The sequence below is a fragment of the Campylobacter sp. CNRCH_2014_0184h genome, assembly GCF_025772985.1.
Lineage (GTDB): Bacteria > Campylobacterota > Campylobacteria > Campylobacterales > Campylobacteraceae > Campylobacter_D.
Map to the genome: position 1 here is coordinate 60,284 of NZ_JAKMTB010000006.1, position 26,004 is coordinate 86,287.

Here is a 26,004-nt window from a genome sequence, read left to right on the forward strand (position 1 = left end):
TAAAAAGGAGTTATTTTAATGCGTTTTTTTCTTATACTAGTTTGCATTAGCACTTTTGCATTTGCTTATAAAGTTCAAGGCATCTTAAAAAATACCACCGCTCACACAATAAGCATTCAAACAAGTTTTGATAATAATTTAATCATCACAATTTTACCCCAAACACGTATTGATGTTTATGGTTGTGGAATTTTTGGAAGCAATAAAAAACAAGCTAATGTACAAGATTTAAAAAAAGGAAGCCTTGTTAAAATTAAAGGCAGTAAAAATGGAAGTATTATCATCGCTGAAAAAATTATAGTTGAATGCGATGATCAAAGACGAGCTTATTAAGATAATAGCTCTTCTTTGTCTTCTTTATTGATTTTTTCTATATAAAGACTTTGCGAAGGAAAAGCAAAGCTGAGTTTATTTCTTTCAACAATTTTCATTAACTCAAGCAAAATACTTTGTCTTGCCTCTCTAAAACCACCTGCATCTACTGCTTTGGTATAAAAATACACTTCTATATCAATAGAACTTGCGCCAAAACCACTCACAGCCACATAAGTGTTATTTTTATACCCTTCTAAGTCATTTACTGAAACTAAATTTTGTCTGTATCTAGCGCGTGTTCCGCCATGATTTAACGCACTATCATCAACTTGGGCTATCAAAGGACTAGTAGCTAATAAATATCTTATATCTTCTACACATTGTTCAAGTTGCTCAGGTCTTGCATCATAAGTGACACCGATAAATAATTTTACATGGCGTCCTATTTTTCTTTTGCTCCAATTTTTTATATTTGTTCCCATGATGGTTGAGTTTGGTAAAAATACTAAAGAATTATCAAAAGTTCTAATAGTGGTTTTTCTAAGTCCAATTTCTACTATGGTTCCTTCTATACCTGAAATTTCCACCCAATCGCCTTGATTAAAACTATTATCAAAAAGCAAAAGCACAGAAGCAAAGAAATTTGCGATAATATCCTTAGCTGCTAATGCCACCGCCAAACCACCAATACCTAAAGACGCAATTAATGCTGAAATATTAAATCCTAAATGCGCTAAAACAAATAAAACAGCTATTACTATAATGATAAAATATAAAATTTTAATAATCAAATTAACCACTTCACGCTTACCACTTTTTTCAGCAAGCTTTGCAACAATCACCATGCCATAACTATCAAAGATATTTATCACAAGCCAAGCAGTTAAAATAACATAAGCAATAGATAAAATATTGCTAATTCTTATATCAACAGGTGCAGGATAGTAAAAAATAGTAAAACAAATTCCTATAGCATAAGCAAATAAAAACCAACCCACTGGCCCTTGAAGTTTTTCTAGAAAATGAGTTTTTATCTCCATATTGGCTGAATTTTTTCCAAACAAACGTATAAGTATAAAATATAAAATCTTTGCTAGATAAAACTTCAAAGAATAAAAAAAGACAATTACAGCGATAGAAATGACTATTTTTCCAAGATTTACGCTACTAATAGAAGTTTGTTCATTGATATAATTAATTGCATTTTGCAAGCCTAAACCTGTAAATAAAAAATTAGTTTCAAGCAAACTAGCATTGTTTCTTAGATAAACTAAAATTTCATTATAAGATTTAATAGCATTTCTTAAATTATTTTCATTGATTTCTAAGGTTCTAAGCTGAGTAATATCATTAATTTTTTCTTTATCTAAGGTAAAATTAAAAACCATATCTTCTTTAAGCACATCAATACTTTTATCAATAATGCTTCTTATAGTCTGACTTTGTGCTCCTTCGATAAAAACTTTTTCTAATTCAAAGATGCATAGGTAAAAATGTTCTGCAGAGGTTAAATTTAAAAGTTTAATTTTATTATCCACATAATCATAATATCTTTTCCTAGCTTGAGCATTTTCAACACTTTTTTGCAAAGCATTTTTAGTTTGTAAAAAGTCTTTTGCCTCTTTATCATCAATTTTTTGAGATACCATTTTTAAAGGTAAAGTAGTTAAAATTGCAGCTTTTTGTTTTTCTATTTCTTTAATATTATCTTGAAATTCACTGCTATTTGTATCACTATTTTTAAAACTTTCTAAAAGTAAATTTAGCTCTATGTAATTTTGCACTAGGGCAAAAATACTATTTTTATCCTCTAAAGCGTTTTTTTCTTGTGCATATAAAGCATTAACAAATAAAAAAAGCAAAATAATGCTAAAAATCTTTTTCATGGTTTTCTCGCTCTCTCTTGAATTAAAACAAAATTTTCAAAATTAAAATCATACTCATAAATTTCACCCGTTTCTATGATGTAATACCAAGCATGGAGTTCAATTTCTTTTTTATTTAAAGCTTCTTCAACGCCTGGATAAGTTAATAAATTTTGCAAAGAATTTACCAAATTCATTTTTTCAGTCATCCAAGAACGCATAGCTAAATCACTACCTGCAATCTTTAAAACCTTATTTTTTATAGGCTCAAGCAAAGTAAGCCATTTTTTGACATTAGGCATATTTTTTAAATCATTTTCGTTTGCATATAAAGCCGCGCAGCCTCCGCAATTACTATGACCGCAAACTATAATATTTTTTATATGTAAAGAATTAAAAGCATATTCAATAGCTGAAGTAGTTGCTAAAAAATCATCCCCGACTCTATAAGGTGGAACGATATTGCCTATATTTCTTACAACAAAAAGCTCGCCTGGACCTGTATTAGTGATTAAGTTTGGTATCACTCTTGAATCAGCACAACCTATAAAAAGCGTATGAGGATTTTGCTTGTTTTTTAAACTTTCAAAAAGCTCTGCGTGCTCTTTAAAATCTTCTTGCATAAATTTTAAAGCACCATCGATCAAGTCTTTCAAGAATAGTCCTTTTTTGTATTTTAACAAGACATTATACTAAAATTATTTTTACTTAAACCAAATCAATAAATTTATTTTTTGTTATATTTTTATGTAGTTTTAATCTTTCATTTATCTTTTTTTTGTAAATTTTGGTTTTAAAAATTATTGGAGGATTTTAATGAGTCTTTATGATAGAGATTATTCTAACTCTAAAACTCAAGAATTTGAAGGTTATGCTAGAAGTGATTTAAGCATTTTTATAAAACAAACTTATCAGCTTTTTGCTGCTTCATTATTAGCTGCAACAGCGGGCGCTTACATAGGAATTTTTGCTCTAGCGCATTTATTTGCACAATCTCAAGCAACTTTTTGGATTTTATTTGTTGTTGAAATTGGTTTATTGTTTGCATTACAATGGAAAAAAAGAGAAGCTCCGCTTAATTTAATTTTACTTTTTGCCTTTACTTTTGTTTCAGGGCTTACTTTAACACCACTTTTATATTCAGTTTTAGCACTTCCTGCAGGGGCTAGCATCATCGCTCAAGCTTTTGCTTTAACAACAGTAGCTTTTGGTGCTTTAAGTGTATTTGCTATGAATACAAAAAGAGATTTTACTATGATGGGAAAAATGCTTTTTATAGCTTTAATCGTTATCGTAGTGGCTTCTTTAATTAATCTATTTTTCCAAAGCTCACTTGTAAGTTTAGTTATTTCTGGTATTGGTGCGATTTTATTTTCTTTTTACATCCTTTATGATACTCAAAACATCATTAGAGGAAACTATGAAACACCAATCGAAGGCGCAGTTGCTCTTTATCTTGATTTTATCAACCTTTTCATCTCTCTTCTTAATATTTTAAGAAGCTTTAATAGCAGATAAAAATTTGCGAGATTTTTTCTCGCAAATTTTCTTTACCTCTTTCAAGTTTTTATCAAACTTTTTAAGTTAAAATACTCATTTTATTTTCAATAAGGAAAATTCATGACTACTCTTTTAATTATTTTGCAATTTGCAATTGTTGTAATTATTTGTATTGCAGTTTTATTACAAAAAAGTTCAAGCATAGGACTTGGAGCTTATAGTGGAAGTAATGAAAGTTTATTTGGAGCAAAAGGTCCTGCGGGATTTTTAGCTAAATTTACTTTTGTAATGGGTGTTTTACTTATTGCTAATACAATTGCTCTTAGCTATATGTATAATAATGCTAATTCTAACTCACTTGCTGAAAAAGCAGAACAAATTTTACCAAAAGCACCTGAGACAAACACAACTAACATTCCAGTTGCACCAAGTGCCCCAATTAGCGAAAGCAACACTAGCAAATAAAAAGGATAAACCATGCTAAATGAAATTTATACCAAACAAAAACAACAATCAGATAAAAGCTTAGAGGCCTTAAAAAAAGATTTTACCACTATAAGAACTGGTAAAGTAAATATCAACATACTTGATCATATTCATGTTGATTATTATGGTAGTGCAACCCCGCTTAATCAGGTAGCAACAGTTTTAGCAACCGATGCTTCAACCATAAGCATTACTCCTTGGGAAAAATCAATGCTAAAAGCTATAGAAAGTGCCATAGCTGCAGCAAATATAGGAGTAAATCCAAACAATGATGGTGAAAGTGTGAAATTATTCTTTCCACCTATGACAAGAGAACAAAGAGAAGAAAATGCTAAAAATGCCAAAGCTATGGGAGAAAAGGCTAAAGTAGCCATTAGAAACATTAGAAAAGACGCAAATGATGCGGTTAAAAAATTAGAAAAAGATAAAGCAATTTCAGAAGATGAAGCCAAAAAAGCTTATGATGAGGTTCAAAAACAAACTGATAATTACACAGCAAAAGTAGATGAATTAGTTAAAAATAAAGAAGCAGAACTTTTAAAGGTTTGATAATGAACTTAGAACAAATTTATAAAGATTGTGGGGCATACCTACAAGGACATTTCTTGCTTAGCTCAGGGAAACACTCTGAGTTTTACCTTCAAAGTGCTAAAGTTTTAGAAAATCCAAAACTAGCAGGTGAGCTTTGTAAGGAGCTTGCAAAAGTTATTGCTAGTTTTAACATTGAATTTGATAGCATTTGTTCTCCTGCCTTGGGTGGAATTTTAGCAGGTTATGAGCTTGCTAGAGCTTGCAATAAACGCTTTATTTTTACTGAGCGCGTAGAAGGAGTGATGAGTCTTAGACGTGGTTTTGAAGTAAAAAAAGGCGAAAAATTTATCGTTTGTGAAGATATTATTACAACAGGTGGTTCTGCACTTGAGAGTGCAAAAATCATCGAAAGCTTAGGTGGGGAAGTAGTAGGCTTTGCAGCTTTAGCAAATCGTGGTTTTTGTGCGGTAAAAAATTTAAACAACCCTAGAAAAGAAAATGCAAAACTGCCTGCAAATTTACCACTTTTTGCACTAGGAAATTTCGAATTTGATATTTATGAAGCAAATGCTTGTCCACTTTGTGAAAAAGGCACCAAAGCTATCAAACCTGGTAGTCGTGGAAACTAATGAAAACTAAAGCAAAAATAGCTACTCGCTTTTTAAGATTTAAAGCTTTTTTGATTGATCTATTTTTGCTTTATGTGCCTGTTTTATATTTATTTTATTTTACACTTGGCTCTAAAGAAGCCTTTTTAAACAATCAACTTATAATTTTTTTATGTTCTTTGCTTTTTGGGCTTATACAGGCCTTATTTTTAGCAAAAAAAGCTCAAAGTCCTGGACTTAAAGCTTATGATTTATATTTAATTGATCTTAAAAATGGCCAAAAACTTAATTTTTTTAGAATACTCTTACGCTATATAATTTTTATCGTAAGTTTTGGTTTATTGATTGGGTTTTTGGTAAGTTTTTTAAGAAAAGATACTTTGGCTTTGCATGATATTTTAAGCCAAAGTGTTATTGTCACAAAGGTAGAAAAATGAATAGAAAAAGAATTTATAATCCAAAATCAAATGAAACTTTAAATGATAGAAAAGTATTTAATGGTAATCCTCATGGGATTTTAAATTTTACTAAAGCAAAATACACTTGGGCTTTAAAGCTTTGGGATTTAATGGAGGCAAATACTTGGTTTCCAAAAGAAGTAGATACAACCAAAGATGCACTTGATTATCGCTGTAATCTAACCGTAGCAGAAAAAAGAATGTATGATTTAGTTTGGTCTCAACTTATCTCAATGGATAGTTTTCAAACAAACAATCTTGCTGATAATATCAATCCTTACATCACAGCGCCTGAAATCAATGCAGTTTTAGCAAGACAAGCTTATGAAGAAGCAAATCACTCAAAATCTTATGCAGTAATGGTTGAAGCAATCTGTGAAAATACAGACTTAATTTACGAAATGGAAAAACATGATGAAACTTTAAGAGAAAAAAATGATTTCATTTCAAGCATTTATGAAGAATTAGCTGGCGAAGTAGATGATAACAAACTCTTACTTGCAATGGTAGCAAATCAAATCTTAGAAGGAGTGTATTTTTATAGTGGTTTTACTGCTATTTATGCTTTAGCGCGCGCAGGGAAAATGCTAGGATCAGCACAAATGATACGCTTTATACAAAGAGATGAGATTACACATTTGCTATTATTTCAAAATATGATTAATTCTGTGCGCAAAGAAAGACCTGATTTATTTAATGATACCAATGTAAATAAAATCTATGATATGTTTAAAAAAGCAGGTGAACTTGAAATTAAATGGGGTAAATACATCACTCAAAATCAAATCATGGGCTTTACAGATGATATTATAGAAGAATATATTCATTATCTTGTTGATCAAAGACTAATTGCAATTAATCTTGATAAAATCTATAATGCAAAACATCCTATTAAATGGGTAGATGATTTTTCTAAATTTAATGATCAAAAGAGCAATTTCTTTGAAAGCAAGGTTACAAATTACTCCAAAGGAAGCTTAAGTTTTGATGACTTCTAAGTCTCAAAACTACTCATTTTTTTATACTTTTTAAATCAAATCTCTTTTTCAGTTTAATATTTTATTTTTATTTATTCTAATATAGTAAAATCGGCGGTTTTTATTTTATTTCAAAGGGGAAATGATGGAGTTTTTAGAACTTTTGTTAATCTTTATCGCCATAGTCCTCATGATAGTTAAACCAGAAAAAGAAAAATTAGCTTTTTCTATACTTGTAATTTCATGGGCTATTATGGTATTTGACTATTTAGGTCGTAAATCAGGCGCAATCTTAGGCCTAATGAATCTATAAGGTGGCAAATATGTGTGATATTAACAAAACTAAATTCTTTTATTTTTTAATGTGCTTAGCAGGCTTTTTGGTTATTTTATTGCCTGTTGGAATTGCAAATTTAATCTTTGGCTATATGCTAGGTGATAGCCCTTGTACTTCTTGCTGGGGTCAAAGAGAATCAATGATTTTCATCGGCGTAGCGGCTTTATTTGTTGTACGTTATGGTATGAAAGGTAAATTTTTAGCTTTCCTTTTAATCGCAACAGCTTTTGGTTTATGGCAATCATTTAATCATATAAGCGGCCATGCACACCGTGATCTTGATCAAGGTTTTGGTTTACCTATTTTTGGTTTACATACTTATTTTTGGGCTGAAGTGGTATTTTGGGCTGTAGTTTTACTACTTGGTGTTATTTTTGCCTTTGCTCCAAAATTTGGTTCTTTTGAAAAAGAAATGGAAGGATCTAGCTTTAGAAAATTAACTAAATTTAATCTAGCTGCTATGGTTATTGTTGCTTTTATCGTAGCTTCAAATGTATTCCAAGCTTTTGTAAGCACTGGTCCTGTTCCATATAGCGGACAAGGCGATCCGGTTCGTTTTAGTTTAAATCCAAAATATATCATTTGGGATGATTCAGGTTGGAGCAAAAGCTGGAAAAGCATTTCTTTCTTAGGAAAACGCGACGTTAAAGAACCTGACTTTGCTTTTGCGCCTGCTAGTGAAAAACTAGGTATTCAATTTGATAATAATATTAGCAATGCTCCATTTGCAAGTATTGATGAAAATCTAAAAATAACAAATGAAACAAAAATTGATTTTCCTAAAGCTATCAATACACTTGATTATATCAATGGAGAATATGTTGCAAGTTCAAAATGGGAAGTATTTTTCCTAGATAATAATTTTAGCACTAAAGTTGATTTTGTTTTAGATCCATATTTTTCAGCTACAATCAACCCTATCATAGGAATTATCCCTTATCTAGACAATAAATACATCTTAATGGGTTCTAATAAAACTTTCTTAAGATTTGCTCAAAATCCTAATGCAAATGAGGCTTTACAATATGCTGATTTTATGAAAGGGGCAAATAATTTCGAAGGTCAAGGCAAAGATCTTGGTCGTGGTAGAATTGATACAGTTAGAGCTAAATTCCATCACATCTTAAGCACAACTACCGATGGAAAATATATGTATACAGCAACTGTTCCAAACAATAAAGACGCTAAAACTTTTGTAATTTCTAAAATTTCTTTAGCAGATAGAGTTCTTTCAGCTGAATTTACTCCTAAAGCTGATCTAAAGGAAGGGAAAACATTAGGTGATCTTTATGTAACTTCAATGGCATTTAAAGACGGTAAAATTTATGCATTAAGCAAAAAGCATAATGTTATTGCTGTAATTGATCTAGACAAAGAAGAAGTTGTAAAAACCATTTCTTATCCAGAAAATATAACTAATGCAAGAAGTTTATTCTTTAAAGATGGCAAAATGCATATCTTATCTTATCAAGATGGATCAAATATCCTTTATACACTTGATTAATCCTTAAGGCGTTTTTACGCCTTAAGGATTTTAAAGCTAGATAAATAAAATTTAAGATAAAATAACACTTTTTATCAAGGGGTGCTTATTGATTCATATATTTGAACAAAAACAATGTCAAACTATGGCAGAAGAAATTCGCAAAAATACTTTCATCAATGAAGAATTATTTGAAGCTTTTTGTTCCACTCCAAGAGAAATTTTTTCACCTTTAAAAATGCATGCTTATAGACTTGATGCGCTTCCTTTAATGGGTAATCAATGGATAAGCTCACCTTTAACCGTAGCTAAAATGACTATGGCACTTGATTTTAAAGATGCTGATAGTGTTTTAGAAATAGGTTGTGGTAGCGGGTATCAAGCTGCGATTTTAAGCAAACTTATTAGAAGAGTTTTTACCATAGAGCGCATTGAAAAACTTGCAATTAGCGCTATAGAAAAATTTAAAAAACTAAACTATGCTAATATCCATGTAAAATTTGATGATGGACAAAATGGTTGGAAAAATTATGCACCTTATGATAGAATTTTACTCTCAGCTTATATAGAGCATATTCCAAATGTATTGTTTGATCAACTTGAAAACAATGGAATTTTAGTAGCTCCTTTACTCATAGGAAATCAACAATTTATCACTAAATTTACAAAAAAAGATGGCGAGATTAGTAAAGAAGTTTTAGATGAATGTCTTTTTGTACCCATCAAAGATGGTAAAGAATAATCCTACTAATTTTAGGTAAATATTTAATTTTAATATAATTATTTTTAAACATAAGCTTTTTATAGGGGATATTTTTTTATAATTATATTAAAAAGGAATATTATGAGTTTAAAAAAAATACTTTTTGGTTTATTTACCACTAGCATGCTTTTTGCCTATGAGCAAATGCCTCAAAATGTCTCACATGGAAATTTTATAGAAAAAGATAAATGGAAAAATTTAGATAAAAACTGGATTTACTGTGAAAGTGGTTTAAATCAAGATTTTATCAATATAAATAGTAAAAAGGCTACAAATAAAAATCATTCTTTAGAATTTAACTATTCAAATGATTCTTTTGGTTTAATAAATGATGGTTATACCATAAAAATGCATTTTGCAAGCAATGGAAGCCATATCGTGCTAGATAATACAGCTTATAATTTATCTCATTTTCACTTCCATAGCCCATCAAAAATTTCTATTGATAAAAAATCTTATCCTTTAGAAATTCATTTTAGCCATGTAAGTCAAAAAGGCGATATAGCAGTAGTTGTACTGTTTTTACAAGAAGGTGTGGAAAACCCTTTTATTAAAAAAATCATCCGTGCTTTTCCTAAAAAAGAAGGCGATAAACTTTATGTTCAAGGCTTAAGTGCTAATGAGTTATTGCCAAATGACCTTCAATCTTTTTATATCTTTAAAAATAAACTCAACAAGCCTTGTAATCAAAAAATCGCTTGGATAGTTTTAAAAGATATGAACTATGCCTCTAAAGAGCAAATCCAAACTATACAAAATTTAATGGGAAAAAATGAGAATTTAAAAATACAAGAAATTAATAATTTAGAACAAAATGATTAAACATAGCTTGTTTAATCATTTATAAAAGCTTGAATTTTTTCTAAATTAGCCCTAAAAAGTTTAAAATTTAGCTCACTTGAAATTTTTAAATCAGCAAAAAAAGGATTTTTCAAACTTGCTATGAGCAAATAATCATCTTTTTTCAAAACTCTTTGTGTAGAAAATTCTTTATCCTTTGCTTTTTCAAAAATACTTTCACTTGAGTTAATATCTTCTTTTAATTTCTTACTATAAAGCAAAACTCCACAAAAGAAATTTCCAAAATCATCTTTAAATTTCACATCATAAAGAATAAAATCATCAAAAATAAAAGAATTTTGAGAATAATAAGTTTTTAAAGAAAAGTCAAAAGCAATTTTTTCAAAATCTTTTTGATTAAAACCTTGTTTGTCAAATTTAGCATTGTTTTGTTTTAAAAATTCTTCACACATTTTAAATACAAGCTCATTGCGTCCCCACATAAGCTTTCTTCCTAAAATTCTAAAAAACAAAACTCCTGCTAAAACAGCAAAAAACAAAGCTATAATCACATCTTTGCTAAATTGAAAAGCAAGAAAAAATATAACCAAAGCTTCAGCAAATGCTAAAATTTGCAAAGCTTTGAGTCTTTTATTTAAAGCTTGTCTTATGGCTTCAAAATCCATTAAGACTTAGCCTTTTCCATTCTTTTTCTTTGAGTAGGATCAAGATATCTTTTTCTAACTCTAATATTTTGCGGAGTAACCTCTACAAGCTCATCTTCTTCTATCCATTCTAACGCTCTTTCAAGGCTTAATTTTCTAGGTGGTACAAGCTTAATTGCATCATCGCTACCGCTTGCTCTAACATTGGTTAAATTTTTACCTTTAATAGGATTAACGTCTAAATCATTTGGGCGTGAATGCTCGCCTATAATCATACCTGTATATACTTTTGTTTGAGGATCAATAAATAATACCCCTCTATCTTGCAAATTAAACAAAGAATACCCTAGCGCAACACCATTTTCCATAGAAATTAACGCGCCATTATTTCTTTTTTCAACTGCTCCGCTAAATGGACGAAACTCTAAAAAGCTATGATTCATCACACCCTCGCCTTTAGTATCTGTTAAAAATTGTGATCTAAATCCTATAAGCCCACGCGCAGGAATTTCGAACTCAAGTCTTGTTTGACCATCTCCAGTTGGTGTCATAGTTTTCATTTCAGCTTTTCTTTTACCTAATTTTTCAATCACAACCCCAGTAAAATCATCAGGCACATCAATCACTAAATGCTCAAATGGTTCTGTTTTAACTCCATCTTCTACCTTAACGATAACTTCAGGTCTTCCCATGCAAAACTCAAAACCTTCTCTACGCATATTTTCAGCCAAGATAGTTATTTGCAGTTCACCTCTTCCACTTACTTTAAATTTGCCCTCGCCTGTACTTTCATATTTCATAGCAATATTAGTTTTCATCTCAGCTTCTAGACGTTCTGCGATTTTATTTGAAGTTACATGCTTGCCTTCAGTACCTGCTAAAGGACCATCATTTACTGAAAATACTATGCTTAAAGTCGGTTCTTCTATATGTAAAGGATCAAGCGGCATAGGATTGTTTGGATCTACCACACTATCTCCCACATCTAAAGCTTCAAAACCTGCAATCGCTACAATATCACCTGTTCCTGCTTCCTCAATGTCCATTTTTTCTAGACCCATAAAACCAATAAGTTTTGAAATTCTTCCATTGATTTTAGAACCATCTGCCTTAGCAAGCATTACATTTTGATTTTTCTTTACTTTACCATTAAAAATTCTTGCAATGCCTATTTTACCAACGAAATTATCATAACCTAGAGTAAAAACTTGAAGCTGTAAAGGGTTTTCATCGCTACCGCTTGGAGCAGGTACGCGCTCAAGTATAGTCTTAAACAATGGCTCCATATTAGTGCTTTCATCTTCAAGCGCAAGCTTTGCATAACCATTTTTAGCAGCTGCATAAACTACAGCAAAATCAAGTTGTTCATCATTTGCTTCTAAAGCCACAAAAAGATCAAAAATTTCATTAATTACTCTTTCAGGATCAGCAGCTGGTTTGTCGATTTTATTGATAACAACGATAGGTTTAAGCCCTAAAGATAAAGCCTTTTTTACCACAAATTTAGTTTGAGGCATAACACCTTCTTGCGCATCAACTAAAAGCAAAACCCCATCAACCATTTTTAACACACGCTCAACCTCACCGCCAAAATCAGCATGGCCTGGAGTGTCTATGATGTTTATTTTAGTACCTTTATAATTAATAGCAGTATTTTTAGAAAGTATAGTAATACCTCTTTCTTTTTCTATATCATTACTATCCATCACACGCTCTGCTATTTGCTCGCGTTCACTAAAGGTTCCTGATTGTTTTAAAAGCTCATCTACCATTGTTGTTTTTCCATGGTCAACGTGAGCTATAACAGCTATATTTCTAATATTGTCCAAGTTTTTCTCCAAAGTCTTAAATTTAAAATCTAATATTATATAAAAAAATTGCTTAAAAATTAAGATTGCTAAATTGGAACACTTGTTGCTTTTATTTTGGGTAAGAATTATTTTTAAGGAGAAAAATATGTCAAACCTAGGAACTCAAATCTTTAACGCTAACTTAGAAAAACAAGGAACTTCAGTTTTAAATAGTAAGCATTTTATGGAACTTTTAAATTATCTAGAAGTTGTAAATTCAAGTGAAGAAAAAGAACTAAACTATGCAAAACTTTCAAGTAAAGTAAGTGAAATTTTGGATGATGCTCATAATGAAAATGCAGTTTTAAATGCTAAAAATATAGAAGAATTACTAGTAATATTTAAAAACTTTAATCTTTCTCATGAAAATTTAAAACTTGATTGTGCAGCACAATTGCAAAATTTATTTCCAAATTTAGCAAAAAATAATTTTTTAGTAGGTTAATTAATGTCAAATATCCAAGCTAGCGATGCTTTAAACTTACTAAGCATCGCTCCACAAAATGAAAATCCTAGCAAAGAAAGTGCTAATTCAAATAGTGATGGAGAAGAATTTTTAAATTCACTATTACAAGCTATAGATGAAAAAGATGGAAGTTTACCAAAAGACTTTAAAGCACCACAAAAAGAAAATAAAAACGAAAGCTTAAAAGAAACCATTGACGATAAAGTTCAATTAGATGAAAAGGATGCTTTAAAGCTTTTTGAAGGTGCAAATTTTATGCAAATTCTTTCTTTACTAGAAGTTTTACAAAGTGATAGCAAGGATATAAAATTAAACAAACTTGTCCAAGATAATACTGCTATTTTAGCTCTTGAAAAAAACCTACACAAGTTAAAAAATATAAAAAATATCAATGAGCTTTTTAATATAGCAAAAGAACTTGGATTAAATATAAAAAATATAAAATTTGAACAAATCAAAGATTTAAAAGAAGCTTTTCCAAATCTTGATAAAAAAGGTTTTTTTGAAAATGCAAAACAAAACAATACTAATGTTTTTCAAGATTTAATCAATCAAAAAATCACCAAACTTTTAAAAGAAGAACCAAATACAAATAAAAATATAAAAAGCAAAGAAAACGAAGGCGTTTCTTTACTTTCTTCTGCTTTAAAAAACATAGAGCTTCCAAAAAAAGATGTAAAAGTAAAAGAAAATATTCAAAATATAGATTTCAAAGAAAAATTTATAGAAAAAATTCAAGATAACAAAGAAACAAAAGACATAAAAAATATAAAAAATATTAATAAAAATGATAAATTAAATGATATAGAACTCATTAATCTAACTCAAAATTCAAACTTAAAAAAAGAAATTAAAGATAAAGAAAAAATAGATTTTAAAGAAATATTAAAAAATGAAAAATTAACTACCAGTGAAGATAGTTTTAGTAAAAAAATAAGTTCTGTTTTAGAAAATTCAAAGGACTTAAAAGCTGAATTAACAAATACAAAAAATACTCAAAATTTACAAAATCAAGATTTAAAAATTAATTTAGAGAATTTATTAAATACTCAAGAAAAACAATTAAAAACAGAAAAAAATACTCAAAACACAGATGTTTTTAACGATATTTTCAAAAACACCACAGAACTTACAAAAGATGATAGTGATCATAATGAAGAAAATTTAAATTCTTACGTGAAAGAAATGAATAGAGTTTCTAATAATTTTGTGAAAAATCAAAATATTCCTATGAAAGAAACTTTCAATGATTTTGCTCAAGAATTTAAAGACAAACTAGAAAGTTATAAAGCACCTATAACTCGCTTTAGTATAACTTTAAATCCACACAACCTTGGAGAAGTAGAAGTTACCTTAGTCCAAAGAGGATCTAATCTAAACATCAGCTTTAATTCTAATCAAAATACTTTAAATCTTTTCATACAACATCAAGCTGAGTTTAAAAACGCTCTTGTAAACATGGGCTTTACAAATTTAGAAATGAATTTTAATAATCAAGAAAGAAAAGAACAAAATAACCAACAAAAACAAAAAAACAATAATAATAATAAAGAAGATAAGGTGAATTTCGAAAAAGAAATTCAAGAAAAACCAAGCTTAGAAATGGTTTTAGCAAAATATTTTTAAATGGAATATTTTTTGCTTTAAGCTTTAAAAATATATAAAAAAGGATTTTTATGTCAAATATAAATACACAAACTCTTCAAGGTCCTTTAGCAACACTTAATACTAAAGATATGCCAAATGCAAAAGGAAATGCTAGAGCTGGAGAAGGCGATAGTGGGTTGATTTATAACCCTGGAGCAGAACTTGACAAGGATGCATTTTTAAAGCTTCTTTTGATAGAACTTCAACACCAAGATCCAACCGATCCTATGGATACTGAAAAAATGCTTACTCAAACAGCACAACTTTCAGCACTTGAAATGCAAGATAACACCAATAAAACCATGACTCAACTAGTAGATGCGATGGCAAAACTACAAAATTCTATTGCAGCAAGTACCGGTATGAGTGCATTAGCTGCAGTTGGAAAACTTGCAACAGTTAAAGATGATTATCTTGTGGTAGCAGATGATGATATACAATTTCAAATTAATATGTATTTACCAAAAGAACCACAAAAAGGTAAAAAGACTGATATTGACACTGAAGGTTTTGAACTTAAGAAAAATGGTGAAGACAAACTAGACATTACAGGTAAGGTAGATAAAGAAATAGCAGGGCCTGGGGAAACTGTATATGTAAAATTAGTTGATGATAAAGGCCAAGAAGAAACTGTTAAAGCGGTAGTTGGTGAGGATCAAACCTTTAAAATTATAGGACATACTCCAAGCGTTGATATCAAAACAGCTAAGATTGATTCAGCTTATAAATCAGATAGCGAACCTGTAACATTTACTATTTATAACGAAGCAGGTGATCCTGTAAGAACAATGAAAGTTAAAGATATGACTGCAGGTATGAAACAGATTGTTTGGGATAGAACGGATGATAGTGGAAATCCTGTGCCATCTGGTAAATACTATGTAAGAGCAAATTATATAGGCGAAGATGGAACAACAGTTAACTCAACTTATGGTGCTTATCCTATCACTGGTGTAAGATTTGAAGATGGCGAAGCTCTAGTTGGTATGGGCGGTAGCTGGGTTAAATGGGAAGACATTAAAGAAATTACAGGATAAAATCATGTTTACAGCATTTTACAATGGAGTAAATGGAGTAAAATCCCAAAGTTATGGTATAGACAATACTGCTCACAATATAAGCAATGTCAATACAGTTGGTTTTAAATACTCTGATGTAGCATTCAAAGATGTATTTTACAGCACCGTTACAACCCAATCATACAACAAAGGTCAAACTGGTTATGGTAGTGTAGCAGGAGCTACAAATGATGTTTTTGAACAAGGGCCACTAGTTTCTACTGATAATGAATTTGATGTGGCTATTGCTGGAAAGGGCTTTTTTGGTGTAAGTAATGCCAATGGAGTTTATTATACTAGAAATGGCGCTTTTAAACCTGATGCAAATGGATTTTTAGTAGATTCAAATGGTAATTATGTGCTTGGAACTATGAATCCATCATTAAAAGAAATTCAGCTAAGCGATAGGGTTTCTAATATGTTTGGTCAAGCTATGGGACAAAAAGTTACCACAGCTTGGAGTGGAACACCTGGAGAAAATTTCCAAATAGGTGGAGTTAATACCCAAGGGCCTATTTCTGTGCCTAAAAATCTTTATTTACCACCTCAACCAACACAAAATATCACTTGGAGTGGAAATTTAGACACAAGCACCAAAACAGAAGCAGTGAACGTAGATGTAGATGCTTCTAAATTTGAATTTAGCAAAAATGAAGATGGTAGTGTAAAAATTTCAGGTAGTGTAAAAGATGAGCAAATTTTTGGTTTAAAGCCTGGTGATACTATATATTTTAAAATTACTGATGAAAAAGGTGCTAGTCAAACATTACAAGCTACTTTAGATGAGAATTTGGCTTTTAGTATTGACAATCAAAAACTAGATAAAGTAGATTTAGAAACAGCTAAGTTAGAATCATCTCATTTAAGTGTAGAAAAAGAAGTAGCTGATAGCACAGAACTTTCTGCAAAATTAATTAATCCTGATGGTTCTACTAGTTGGGTTAAGGTTAAATTAGATAGAGTTTTACCGCAAAATGGCACAGATTTAGAGTACAAAGCCGTTGCTCAAGTATATGATAATGATGGCAATAAAATAGGTGGAACCACCGAAGGTTTAATCACCTTCAATGAAGCTGGAGCTTTGGTATCTAGCACTCTAAACTCAGTTGATAATAATGGAACAAAAGTCAATATAAACCTTGGTTCTTATTATGATCCAAATATACCAAATTCAGGTTATGATGGACTTCATGCTTTAAAAAATAAACAGCCTTCAGTACACACACAAACAGATGGCAAAGGTGAAGGGTTTTTAAATAATTATTCTATCAACACAGATGGTACCATCATCGCCACTTTTACCAATGGTGATCAAATAGCTATGGCAAAACTTGCTTTGTTTAATTTTACCAATGAACAAGGTTTGGAAAAGCTAGGAGAGAATCTTTATGGACAAACAGGAAATAGCGGTAATCCAACCTTTTTGCTTGATGATAATGGAAATTTCAGCACAGCAACCTTTAAAGGCTCTTATTTAGAGCAATCAAATGTAGATTTATCCGTAGCATTTACAAACTTAATCACTTTGCAAAAAGCTTATGATTCAAGTAGTAAAAGTATCACAACAGCTGATCAAATGATACAAAAAGCAATCAACATGAAACGCTAATTTTAGCCTTTCATGATGGTTCTTTTGAATTTTTTTCTAAAATATATTTTATTTCTTGCTCAAAAAATTCATACACCCTAAGTTGCACTAAAGCTTCTTCTTCATTTTTATCCATCAAACGCTCAAGTCTATGAAAATTAATCTTTTTTGCATATCTTGGATTTTTCTTTAAAAGTGAAGCAATATTTTTAAGTAAAGCGTCTAAACTAAGCTCATTTTTTAAAACTCTATCTACATATTCTTTAGAAGTTTGCACTAAAATTGCTTGTCTGCTTTTATCATCTGGATAAACTTCACTTGCAATATCAGCCAAAACTTGCCAAATTTCTGCTTTTATAGTCTTATTTGCCACAATAATAGCAGCAAAAGATTTTGCTCTAAATTCTAAAGACAAATGACTAGGAACAAAAAATTCTCTAAATTTAGATAAAAAATTTGCAAATATACTCAACATACTTCACCTCAATGTTTTTTAAGATATTTTAAGGTATTATTTCAACTGCCTTCTCTTAGACCTGTGCAATGCTATTTTTAAGCACCGCTTCAGGGTGGGAACACAGCAGAGCACTTAGACTTAGTGTGTGCCGCAGTCATCTGGGAGAGGGTTTTAAAGTTTAAAATACCCTTTAATATCCTCACAAATTCTAAAGAAATTTATCCCATTAATAGTCGGATTTGTTTTAAAATATTCATACATTCCCACAAAACCGCTTTCAAGCTCTTTAGACTTTACTCCATAGCTAATTGACAAAGCTGCTTCTATAAAAGCTGCTAATTTATCACAATATTTCAAAGCCTTTCCATCAATAGCCTTAAAACGATCTTCATTAACCGCATCTAAACTACCACTATAAACACTTGGCTTATTATTAAAAATACGATTTTCAAATTCATTTTTTACAAAGGCACTTTCTTCATTTTGTCCTTCTCTAATACCAAGTATATAGCTAAATTCCTCTCTAAAAGATAGTGGTATAAAAGGTAAAATTTTCTCATTAATAAGCTTCATTTCATACTCATTGATGATTTCATTTAAACCATCTATGCCATATTTTACCGGAGAGATGATATCTCTAGTTAAACTTTCAGGCAAATCATGAAACAAAGCGCAATAAAAATTGCTTTCTATTCTACCATCGCATGCTTTTACTTCTAAAGAATAAAAATAAGACAAAATAGCTACCACAAGCATATGCCCTAAAACTGCAGTTTCTGGAATCCTTGGAGTTTGCGCCCATCTTTTTTGAAAACGCAAACGCCCGCTTAGATCGATTATTTTAGAAATTTTTTGATTAAGAGCTATTTTTCTTGCACCGATTAATTCATAATAATCTTCTAATTCTTCTTCAACCTTAGCCTTAATCTCATCAATATCACTTAAAAACGAGCTAGTTTGATAAACTATATTAAACTCCCATCTTGTCGCAAAATACGAAGCAGCTTTTAAAATAAGCCTTTCTTTAGCATAATCTTTACCTTGTAAAAAAAGCTCATAACGTTTTAAAAACTCACCATTTTCAATATCTTGAATCATCGGTGCGATTTTGCTTAACACCCAAGCACTTACCTGCTCATTTTTTGCACGCGTTATCTCATGATACACATCAGGGCGTATATCAGTCACTACTACCCTACTTAAAAACTCAAAAATCCCCGCTTCTATGATAAAGCGCATATTGACATCTTTTTCCATTTTAGCAATGAAATAAGCAATGATGAATTTATGCGCTTGTTTATCAAGTTCGACTAAATTTGTCATTCTAGGATAATCATTCCATCTTGATATAGAAGCAGCTTTAAAAATATGCTCTATTAATTCTACGCTAATCATTTATTTCCTTTTTTTGCTGTGATTTTACTTTATTTTATAATCTTTAGCAAATTTTATTTTTATTTTATGATTTAATGTTTTATTATTAAATAATCTTTTGCAATAAGAAGAATTTGAGATTAACAAGCTTATGTCAATAAAAATTATAAAACTAGCTTTAAACAATCAAAAAAGCTCTTTTGTTTTATAGAGTGTATATCCTTCATAATAATAGCTTGCATCAATCCCTCTTGCAAAAATATTAAAGCTATGAATGTCATCACTCAAAGCATTTTGAAGTAAAATTTTTATCTCTACATCTTTAATAGGGCTTCTTTGCATTGCCATTATATAATCATCTTTATCAATCAAACTCCAATCAACCACTTTTTTCAACTCTTTTTTAAGTATTAAATCAAGCCAAATTCTCATGCTTCTACCATTTCCTTCTCTAAAAGGATGAGCTACATTCATTTCTACATATTTTTCTACAATTTGTTCAAAGCAAGATTGCTCCATGAGTTCTATTTTTTTAATTGCTTCATGTAAATAAACAGCAGGAGCAAATCTAAAATTTTCTTTTGAAATATTTACTTCTCTTATTTTTCCTGCAAAATCATAAATATCTTCAAATAATTTTTGATGAATTACCCTTAAGCTTTCAAAACTTCCTGCTTTTAATGTATCTAAAAAACCACTTTCAAATAAAGCTTTTGCCTTTAGTTTGCTTATTCTTTCCTCTTCTTTGGCTAATTCTAGTTGATTTTTTATACCAAGTTTATTTGTAAGTATCATTTTAAACCTTTAAAGTTTATATTTTATAAGATATTTAATATAAACTTTATTAAATTTATGATTTAAAACTCTTTTGCTTCGTTTAACTTAAGATAAATCTCATCATTTTTACTAAGTTCTTTATGATGATAAATACTAAAAATATGCTTTTCCAAACTCACGCTTAACTCATAAAAATCCCCATAAAACACGCATTCTAAAACACTAGCTTTTAAAGGAGTTTGTGAAGTTGAAATTTGTATATCATTAGGGCGTAAAATGCCATTTTTACTTTGCAAATATGCTTTGAATTTCTCATCTAAAATTGTATTTGGATCTATAAAAAATGCTTCTCCCAAAAAGCAAGCACTATCTATATTTTTAGGCTTATAAAAAAGCTCTTTAGCGCTTCCATAGTCTAAAATTTTCCCATCCTTAATCAAAGCGATATTATCTGATAAATAAAAAGCATCGTCTTTATCGTGTGTGACAAAAATAGCACTAAGCTTATGCTCTTTTAAGATATTTTTGATTTCTTTGCGCATTTTAACGCTTAAAGTGTGATTTAAATTTGAAAAAGGTTCATCAAAAAGTATAATCTTTGGCCTTGCGACTATGGTTCTTGCTAGTGCTACTCTTTGGGCTTGCCCACCGCTTAGCTCATTTGGATAGCGCTTTAAAAGTGTATTTAAATTTAAAATTTCTAAAACTTCATCAAGCCTTTGTTTTTGCTCGTTTTTACTTAAAGAGCTTATACCAAAGCATATATTTTCTTCTACATTTAAGTGCGGAAATAAAGCATAATCTTGAAACAAAACTCCAACATCACGCTCTTGTGGGGCTAAATATACACTCTTAGAAGCAACTAGTTTATCCCCTATATAAATACTGCCATCATTGATTTCAAAAAAACCTGCTATACAACCAAGTAAAGAACTCTTACCACATCCACTTTCTCCCAAAATACTGACAATCTCACCTTCTTTTAAGCTCAAAGAAATTCCTTTTAAAACTTCTGTTTTTCCAAAAGATTTGTAAAGATTGTCAATTTTTAAGATTTCCATTATTATCCTTTTTGGTTGTTTTTATTTTGCAAATAATGCATTAAAAATGTAGGAATAATCCCAAATAACACTATAATCAAAGATGGCAAAGAAACATTGTAAATTAACTCATTTTCACTATAAGCAAATACAAGCGATGAAAGTGTTTGAAAACCTGATGGTGAAAGTATAGTCGAAATAGGCAATTCTTTTAAAATATCCACACAAATAATCACCACAGCCAAAGCTAAATAGTGTTTCATCAAAGGAAAATGAATTTGAGTGAAAATTTTAAGTGGTTTTGATTTTAAGGTTAAATTTGCATAGTCTATATTTTTAGAAATTCGCTCATAGCCTGATTGAGTTGCAAAAATCCCTGAAGCTAAAAACCTCACAAAATACCCAAAAAACAACACCAAAAAGCCTCCACCTATGGCATATTCAAACGATAAAAGATCAAAAATATAATTTAACACACCCAAAATCACTAAAATTCCCACAGCTACCACAGCTCCAGGTAAAGAATACCCCAAAGTCGTAAGCCAAAGAATGATTTTAGAAGCTTTTGTATCATTTAAACGCACCACAAAACACAAATAAAACGCCACCCCCACAATAGCAAAAGAACTCACCAAAGCTACGCTAAGGCTATAAAATGCAGGTGTTAAAACATTGCTTAAATTTTGCATAAAATCAAACCCGGCCCAATAAACAAGCCATATAATAGGCACGACAAAGGCCAAAAATGCCACTAAAAAACACCATAAAAAGGCTAAGAATGCCTTTAAGCCTTTTAACTCATCTTTTGGAGTAGGCAAAAATACATTTTGATTAAAACCTTTTTTGCCTCTTTGAATTTTTTCTAAAAGCATTAAAAGTGCGATAAACACTAGCAAAGCCACGCTTAAAGCCACAGCACTCACTTCATCACCGCCGCTTCCCCATGTTCTAAAAATTCCTGCACTAAAAGTATCTACACCAAAATACGCTACCAAGCCATAATCACTCAAAACCTCCATAGCCACCAACAGCAAAGCACCCACTATACCCACACGGCAAAATGGCAAGATCACTTTAAAAAATGTTTTTAGATTAGAAGCCTTAAGTGTTTTAGCACTTAAAATGATATTTCCAAGTCCATAAGCAAAGGTGTTTTTAGCAAAAAAATACACATAAGGATAAAGTGCAAAAGACAAAATCACAATCACGCCATATGCATTCATGATATCTATACGCCTATCAATGCCTAAAAAAGTAGGGATTAAGCCTTGAAATTCAAATAAATCAATCCACACAAAACCCATCACATAAGAAGGTATTGCCAAAGGTAAAATCAAAAACCATTCAAAAAATTTCGAGCCAAAAAATTTATAAAAAGCTATCAAATAAGCACTAACTAAACCTATAATCAAACACAATACTAAAGTACCAAACAATATAAAAGCACTACCAAAAATATATCGTGGCAAGACATTTTTACTCAAATGTTTTAAGGTGTTAATATCTATAAAAGGAAGGTGCAAGATGATAGCAAGTATAGGCAGTATGATTAAACTACAGAAAAAAAAGGTGGCAAAAGACCACCTTAGACTTAAAAATTTCAAATTTTATTTTTCCTTAATTATTTCCATTGAACTTCATCAAAAATCATTAAAGCTTCTTTAGCATTACCCCAGTAAGCTTCAAAATTTGGTTTTTCAATTTTAAACTCGCCCCATGATTGTAAAATTTTAGCAGGTTTTACTTCTTTATTTACCGGATACTCATAATTTTGGTTTGTTAAAATTTCTTGTGCTTCTTTTGAAAGCATAAACTCGATAAATTTAACAGCAGCTTCTTTATTTTTAGAAGTTTTTAAAACACCTATACCACTTACATTAATATGTGTTCCTCTACCATCTTGGTTTGGAAAAATCACTTTTACTGAATTTGCAGCTTCAACATCTTTAGGATTTTTTGAATTTGCCAAGTGTCCTAGATAATAACTATTTGATATAGCTACATCGCCTTCTTTTGCATAGATTGCACGAATTTGATCACGATCCCCACCTTTTGGAGTACGTGCAAGATTATTTGCTATACCTTGTGCCCATTCTTTTGCTTTTTCTTTACCCAAAGTATCAATCATTGCACTTAATAAAGAGATATTATAAACATTATTTGAACTTCTTACTAAAACTTTACCTTTAAATTTAGGATCAGTTAAATCCTCATAAGTTTTAATCTCTCCATCTTTGATTCTATCTTTAGAAGCGATGATGATTCTTGCTCTTGTTGTAAAAGCATACCATTCGTTGTTTTTACCTCTTAGCTCTTTTGGAGAAAGTTTTTCTAACTCAGGCGAGCTAACCGAAACAAAAAGATTATTTGTGCGAACTTGTTCTAAATTTCCTGCATCAGCAGTCATAAATAAGTCTGCCTTTGAATTTTTACCTTCAACTTCTAATCTTTTAGCAAGCTCATTAGCTTTAGCTTGCACCACATTTACACTAATACCTGTTTTTTCTTGAAATAATTTGAAAATTCCTTTATCAGAATCATAATGACGATGAGAATAAATCGTAAGCTCTTGAGCGCTTAAACTCATAGCAGCTAATAAAGATAGTAAAACTACTTTTGCTTTCATTTTATAAATTTCCTTAATTTTAAATTTTGAAATTGATAAGGATTATTATATTAATAATTCACTTTATATTTACTTAAATTGATACACATAATCATTTTAAAGCAAAATGATTCAAAATTAACATAAATCAAGATATTTTTTCTCTCATTTTTATATAATCATCAAAAATACAATATGCAAAGGAGAAAAAATGACTCAAGAACAAATTCAAATCATCAAAGATTGTGTGCCGATTTTACAAAAAAATGGCGAAGTTTTAACTAAAGAATTTTATAAAATCATGTTTGAAGAATACCCTGAAGTAAAACCTATGTTTAATATGGAAAAACAAGCTTCAGGAGAACAACCAAAAGCTTTAGCAATGGCTATTTTAATGGCAGCAAAAAATGTAGAAAATTTAGAAAACATGAGAAGCTTTGTTGATAAAGTAGCTATCACTCATACAAAATTAAATGTCAAAGAAGAACATTACCCTATAGTAGGCGCTTGTCTTTTAAAGGCTATTAAAGTAGTATTAAATGCAGATGAAACTACACTAAAAGCTTGGGAAGAAGCTTATGGTGCTATTGCTAAATTTTACATAGACATTGAAAAAGAAATTTATGCAAAAGCTAAGTAATAATAGGCTTTGATTTCAAAGCCTAGAATTTTTCTACTGCATTTTTAGCTAGTTCTTTTATATCGCCCTTTAATTCACAAATTTGACCATTTTGTGCGAGTAAAATTCTATCAGCCATATCAAAATATACATCATCATGAGTTATAGCAAATATAGTAATGCCTTTTTGCTTCAAAAGTGGCAAAAGTTTAGTATAAAAAAACTTTCTAAACATAGGATCTTGATCGGCTGCCCACTCATCTAAGATCAAAATATCCCTTTTTTCAAGTAAAGCATTAAGCATAGCAAGACGCTTTTTTTGTCCAGCTGAGAGCTTTATAGTGCTAAAAGTATTTCCCACAAGCTCTACTTTTTCATTAAGTTCTAAAATTTCAAGCCAGTATGCCAAGTTTTCTTTGCTAAATTTCTCATCTTCTAAAACATGCTCAAACAAATGAAAATCACTAAAAATAGCACTAATTAAACTTCTATACTCGTAAATATTTTCCGAAGTTACTTTTTCATCATCTAAAAAAATATCCCCTTTAAAATCTGTAAAAAGTCCTGCTAAAATCATAGAAAAAGTAGATTTACCACTACCATTTTTACCTATTAAAAATACACATTCGCCTTTTTTAAGCTCAAAATTTACAGGTTTTAGAGCAAATTTTTCATTGTACGCAAAAGATACATCTTTAAAAGAAAGTTTTTGCCAAGTTTTTTTATTTTGACTGAGTTTAAACTCATGAGAATAATTTTCTAAATTTAAATTTGAAATTTTATCTAAAGCGATTTTTGCCATCATAAGCGTAGGAAAACTTCCTATCATAGCTCCAAGTGGCGCTCTTAAAAAAAGCACACTCAAAGCAATAGTCGTAGCACTTTGCAAACTAGCAAGCTCATAATTTAAAGCTATATAAAACTCCACTCCTACTAAGGCTAGCATAGCACTATTGCTCCAGTTGTTAGATAAAATATGCAAGATATTTCCCATAGTGGAGCTTTTTTTCTTTTTCAAAGCATTTTTTTCAAACTCATTTTCATAATAATACTTTGCTCTTAAAGGATTTAAGGTTAATTCCTTATGCCCTTGTAAAATATTTTGATAGTTTTTTTGCAAAGCATCATCATTTTCTCTAGCATTTTTAAAATAAAAATACACCTTGCTCATTAAAAAATTATCCACCAAAAAAACACACACTATCCACGCTAAACACAAAAAGAAAATTTCTAAAGAAAGATAAGCTATATAAGCACTTACACAAATAATCAAAACACTTGATTGTATAAATTCAGGAAGCCTTAAAAGTCCAAAAGAAATACTACGCACATCATTATTTAAAGAAGCTAAAATTTTTGCTTTAGTAGTGTTTAAAATACTCAAAACACTTGTATCTAAAATTTGCTTTACAACCCTTCTTTGCATTTTAAAAATAAAACTTTGTCCAAATGAGCTTAGAGCAATTTCTACAAAAGAAGAACTCGCAAAAAATACAAGCAATAAAAGCACAAAATACACAATGATATTTGAGTTTTCAAGACTAGTTTTTAATAAAAACTCATTGATAAAAACTAAAGTAAGCACACCTAATATACTCGTAAAAATGCTAAAAAGCAAAAAAAGAATGATTTTAAATTTATTTTCTTGAAATAAAATCCACAAAAAACTCACAATGATACCTTTTAAATAATAATTATAAAATTATAACAATTTTTAAAAATTATTTTTTAATTACAAAGCCTTATTTTATGGTG

General features: G+C 30.1%; 27 protein-coding genes and 1 other RNA gene. 17 read left to right on the plus strand and 11 right to left on the minus strand.

What is annotated here, in order from left to right:
- The first annotated feature begins 18 nt into the window (after positions 1 to 18).
- The gene (locus L8X36_RS06490) at positions 19 to 333 is read left to right on the plus strand and encodes a hypothetical protein (RefSeq protein WP_263664049.1); all 315 of its coding nucleotides are present in this window, start codon (positions 19 to 21) and stop codon (positions 331 to 333) included.
- On the opposite strand, the gene L8X36_RS06495 is transcribed toward L8X36_RS06490, so the two are convergent.
- Positions 330 to 2,201, minus strand: coding sequence for a mechanosensitive ion channel family protein (locus L8X36_RS06495; RefSeq protein ID WP_263683126.1), 1,872 nt, complete (start codon positions 2,199 to 2,201; stop codon positions 330 to 332). The genes L8X36_RS06490 and L8X36_RS06495 overlap by 4 nt on opposite strands.
- Positions 2,198 to 2,836, minus strand: coding sequence for a carbonic anhydrase (locus L8X36_RS06500; protein ID WP_263664047.1), 639 nt, complete (start codon positions 2,834 to 2,836; stop codon positions 2,198 to 2,200). Before L8X36_RS06500 ends, L8X36_RS06495 begins: the two co-directional genes overlap by 4 nt.
- 160 nt (positions 2,837 to 2,996) lie before the next feature.
- On the opposite strand from L8X36_RS06500, the gene L8X36_RS06505 reads away from it, so the two are divergent.
- The 10 genes from L8X36_RS06505 (at position 2,997) to L8X36_RS06550 (ending at position 10,145) form a co-directional block, all read left to right on the plus strand.
- Positions 2,997 to 3,698: a Bax inhibitor-1/YccA family protein gene (locus tag L8X36_RS06505; RefSeq protein ID WP_263683127.1), complete on the plus strand. Its 702-nt coding sequence runs from the start codon at positions 2,997 to 2,999 to the stop codon at positions 3,696 to 3,698.
- 102 nt (positions 3,699 to 3,800) lie between these two features.
- A complete protein-coding gene (gene secG / locus L8X36_RS06510; protein WP_012662194.1) occupies positions 3,801 to 4,145 on the plus strand; it encodes a preprotein translocase subunit SecG in 345 nt (114 codons plus the stop codon).
- Positions 4,146 to 4,157: 12 nt separating this feature from the next.
- Positions 4,158 to 4,715, plus strand: a complete 558-nt coding sequence (gene frr / locus L8X36_RS06515) for a ribosome recycling factor (RefSeq protein ID WP_039668941.1) — start codon at positions 4,158 to 4,160, stop codon at positions 4,713 to 4,715.
- A gap of 2 nt (positions 4,716 to 4,717) precedes the next feature.
- Positions 4,718 to 5,326: an orotate phosphoribosyltransferase gene (gene pyrE, locus L8X36_RS06520; RefSeq protein ID WP_263683128.1), complete on the plus strand. Its 609-nt coding sequence runs from the start codon at positions 4,718 to 4,720 to the stop codon at positions 5,324 to 5,326.
- Positions 5,326 to 5,742 (plus strand): RDD family protein, encoded by a 417-nt coding sequence (locus L8X36_RS06525; RefSeq protein WP_263664044.1) that lies wholly within the window; start codon positions 5,326 to 5,328, stop codon positions 5,740 to 5,742. The genes pyrE and L8X36_RS06525 overlap by 1 nt, the downstream gene beginning before the upstream one ends.
- Positions 5,739 to 6,761, plus strand: a complete 1,023-nt coding sequence (locus tag L8X36_RS06530) for a ribonucleotide-diphosphate reductase subunit beta (RefSeq protein WP_263664043.1) — start codon at positions 5,739 to 5,741, stop codon at positions 6,759 to 6,761. Before L8X36_RS06525 ends, L8X36_RS06530 begins: the two co-directional genes overlap by 4 nt.
- 124 nt (positions 6,762 to 6,885) lie before the next feature.
- Entirely contained in the window at positions 6,886 to 7,053 is a 168-nt protein-coding gene (locus L8X36_RS06535; RefSeq protein WP_039619427.1) for a hypothetical protein, read from the plus strand.
- Positions 7,054 to 7,063: 10 nt separating this feature from the next.
- Positions 7,064 to 8,581, plus strand: a complete 1,518-nt coding sequence (locus L8X36_RS06540; protein WP_263683129.1) for a disulfide bond formation protein B — start codon at positions 7,064 to 7,066, stop codon at positions 8,579 to 8,581.
- 91 nt (positions 8,582 to 8,672) lie between these two features.
- A complete protein-coding gene (locus L8X36_RS06545) occupies positions 8,673 to 9,302 on the plus strand; it encodes a protein-L-isoaspartate(D-aspartate) O-methyltransferase (protein WP_263664091.1) in 630 nt (209 codons plus the stop codon).
- A 102-nt stretch (positions 9,303 to 9,404) separates the two neighbouring features.
- The gene (locus L8X36_RS06550) at positions 9,405 to 10,145 is read left to right on the plus strand and encodes a carbonic anhydrase family protein (protein WP_263683130.1); all 741 of its coding nucleotides are present in this window, start codon (positions 9,405 to 9,407) and stop codon (positions 10,143 to 10,145) included.
- Positions 10,146 to 10,156: 11 nt separating this feature from the next.
- Here the strand turns inward: L8X36_RS06550 and L8X36_RS06555 are convergent, their stop codons facing one another.
- Positions 10,157 to 10,789 carry a poly(A) polymerase gene (locus L8X36_RS06555; RefSeq protein WP_263683131.1) on the minus strand — a complete coding sequence of 211 codons (633 nt, stop codon included), beginning with the start codon at positions 10,787 to 10,789 and terminating at the stop codon, positions 10,157 to 10,159.
- Positions 10,789 to 12,597 (minus strand): translational GTPase TypA, encoded by a 1,809-nt coding sequence (gene typA, locus L8X36_RS06560; RefSeq protein WP_039629177.1) that lies wholly within the window; start codon positions 12,595 to 12,597, stop codon positions 10,789 to 10,791. Before typA ends, L8X36_RS06555 begins: the two co-directional genes overlap by 1 nt.
- A 127-nt stretch (positions 12,598 to 12,724) precedes the next feature.
- Here typA and L8X36_RS06565 point away from each other — a divergent pair, with 127 nt between their 5' ends.
- The 4 genes from L8X36_RS06565 to L8X36_RS06585 are packed head-to-tail and all read left to right on the plus strand — an operon-like array spanning position 12,725 to position 17,398.
- Positions 12,725 to 13,063 (plus strand): hypothetical protein, encoded by a 339-nt coding sequence (locus L8X36_RS06565; protein WP_263683132.1) that lies wholly within the window; start codon positions 12,725 to 12,727, stop codon positions 13,061 to 13,063.
- 3 nt (positions 13,064 to 13,066) lie between these two features.
- Positions 13,067 to 14,710: a flagellar hook-length control protein FliK gene (locus tag L8X36_RS06570; RefSeq protein ID WP_263683133.1), complete on the plus strand. Its 1,644-nt coding sequence runs from the start codon at positions 13,067 to 13,069 to the stop codon at positions 14,708 to 14,710.
- A gap of 50 nt (positions 14,711 to 14,760) precedes the next feature.
- Positions 14,761 to 15,768, plus strand: a complete 1,008-nt coding sequence (locus tag L8X36_RS08135; protein WP_412175003.1) for a flagellar hook capping FlgD N-terminal domain-containing protein — start codon at positions 14,761 to 14,763, stop codon at positions 15,766 to 15,768.
- 4 nt (positions 15,769 to 15,772) lie between these two features.
- Complete coding sequence (locus tag L8X36_RS06585; RefSeq protein ID WP_263683134.1) at positions 15,773 to 17,398, plus strand: flagellar hook protein FlgE; 1,626 nt, start codon at positions 15,773 to 15,775, stop codon at positions 17,396 to 17,398.
- Positions 17,399 to 17,408: 10 nt separating this feature from the next.
- On the opposite strand, the gene L8X36_RS06590 is transcribed toward L8X36_RS06585, so the two are convergent.
- On the minus strand, positions 17,409 to 17,852 hold the full coding sequence (locus L8X36_RS06590; RefSeq protein WP_263664035.1) for a hypothetical protein: 444 nt from the start codon (positions 17,850 to 17,852) through the stop codon (positions 17,409 to 17,411).
- 52 nt (positions 17,853 to 17,904) lie between these two features.
- On the opposite strand from L8X36_RS06590, the gene ffs reads away from it, so the two are divergent.
- An RNA gene (ffs, locus tag L8X36_RS06595) (signal recognition particle sRNA small type) lies at positions 17,905 to 18,002 on the plus strand.
- A gap of 3 nt (positions 18,003 to 18,005) precedes the next feature.
- On the opposite strand, the gene L8X36_RS06600 is transcribed toward ffs, so the two are convergent.
- From L8X36_RS06600 to L8X36_RS06620, 5 genes are all read right to left on the minus strand, one after another.
- Positions 18,006 to 19,229 (minus strand): HD domain-containing protein, encoded by a 1,224-nt coding sequence (locus L8X36_RS06600; RefSeq protein WP_263683135.1) that lies wholly within the window; start codon positions 19,227 to 19,229, stop codon positions 18,006 to 18,008.
- 165 nt (positions 19,230 to 19,394) lie between these two features.
- A complete protein-coding gene (fic, locus tag L8X36_RS06605; protein ID WP_263683136.1) occupies positions 19,395 to 20,003 on the minus strand; it encodes a protein adenylyltransferase Fic in 609 nt (202 codons plus the stop codon).
- A gap of 62 nt (positions 20,004 to 20,065) precedes the next feature.
- Positions 20,066 to 21,046 (minus strand): ABC transporter ATP-binding protein, encoded by a 981-nt coding sequence (locus tag L8X36_RS06610; RefSeq protein ID WP_263683137.1) that lies wholly within the window; start codon positions 21,044 to 21,046, stop codon positions 20,066 to 20,068.
- A 2-nt stretch (positions 21,047 to 21,048) separates the two neighbouring features.
- On the minus strand, positions 21,049 to 22,629 hold the full coding sequence (locus L8X36_RS06615; RefSeq protein ID WP_263683138.1) for an ABC transporter permease: 1,581 nt from the start codon (positions 22,627 to 22,629) through the stop codon (positions 21,049 to 21,051).
- Positions 22,630 to 22,646: 17 nt separating this feature from the next.
- Positions 22,647 to 23,651 carry an extracellular solute-binding protein gene (locus L8X36_RS06620; RefSeq protein WP_220517292.1) on the minus strand — a complete coding sequence of 335 codons (1,005 nt, stop codon included), beginning with the start codon at positions 23,649 to 23,651 and terminating at the stop codon, positions 22,647 to 22,649.
- 190 nt (positions 23,652 to 23,841) lie between these two features.
- Between L8X36_RS06620 and cgb the strand changes: the two genes are divergently transcribed.
- On the plus strand, positions 23,842 to 24,270 hold the full coding sequence (gene cgb / locus L8X36_RS06625; RefSeq protein ID WP_257397236.1) for a single-domain globin Cgb: 429 nt from the start codon (positions 23,842 to 23,844) through the stop codon (positions 24,268 to 24,270).
- A 22-nt stretch (positions 24,271 to 24,292) separates the two neighbouring features.
- On the opposite strand, the gene L8X36_RS06630 is transcribed toward cgb, so the two are convergent.
- Positions 24,293 to 25,921 carry a multidrug ABC transporter permease/ATP-binding protein gene (locus L8X36_RS06630; RefSeq protein ID WP_263683139.1) on the minus strand — a complete coding sequence of 543 codons (1,629 nt, stop codon included), beginning with the start codon at positions 25,919 to 25,921 and terminating at the stop codon, positions 24,293 to 24,295.
- Positions 25,922 to 26,004 lie beyond the last annotated feature (83 nt).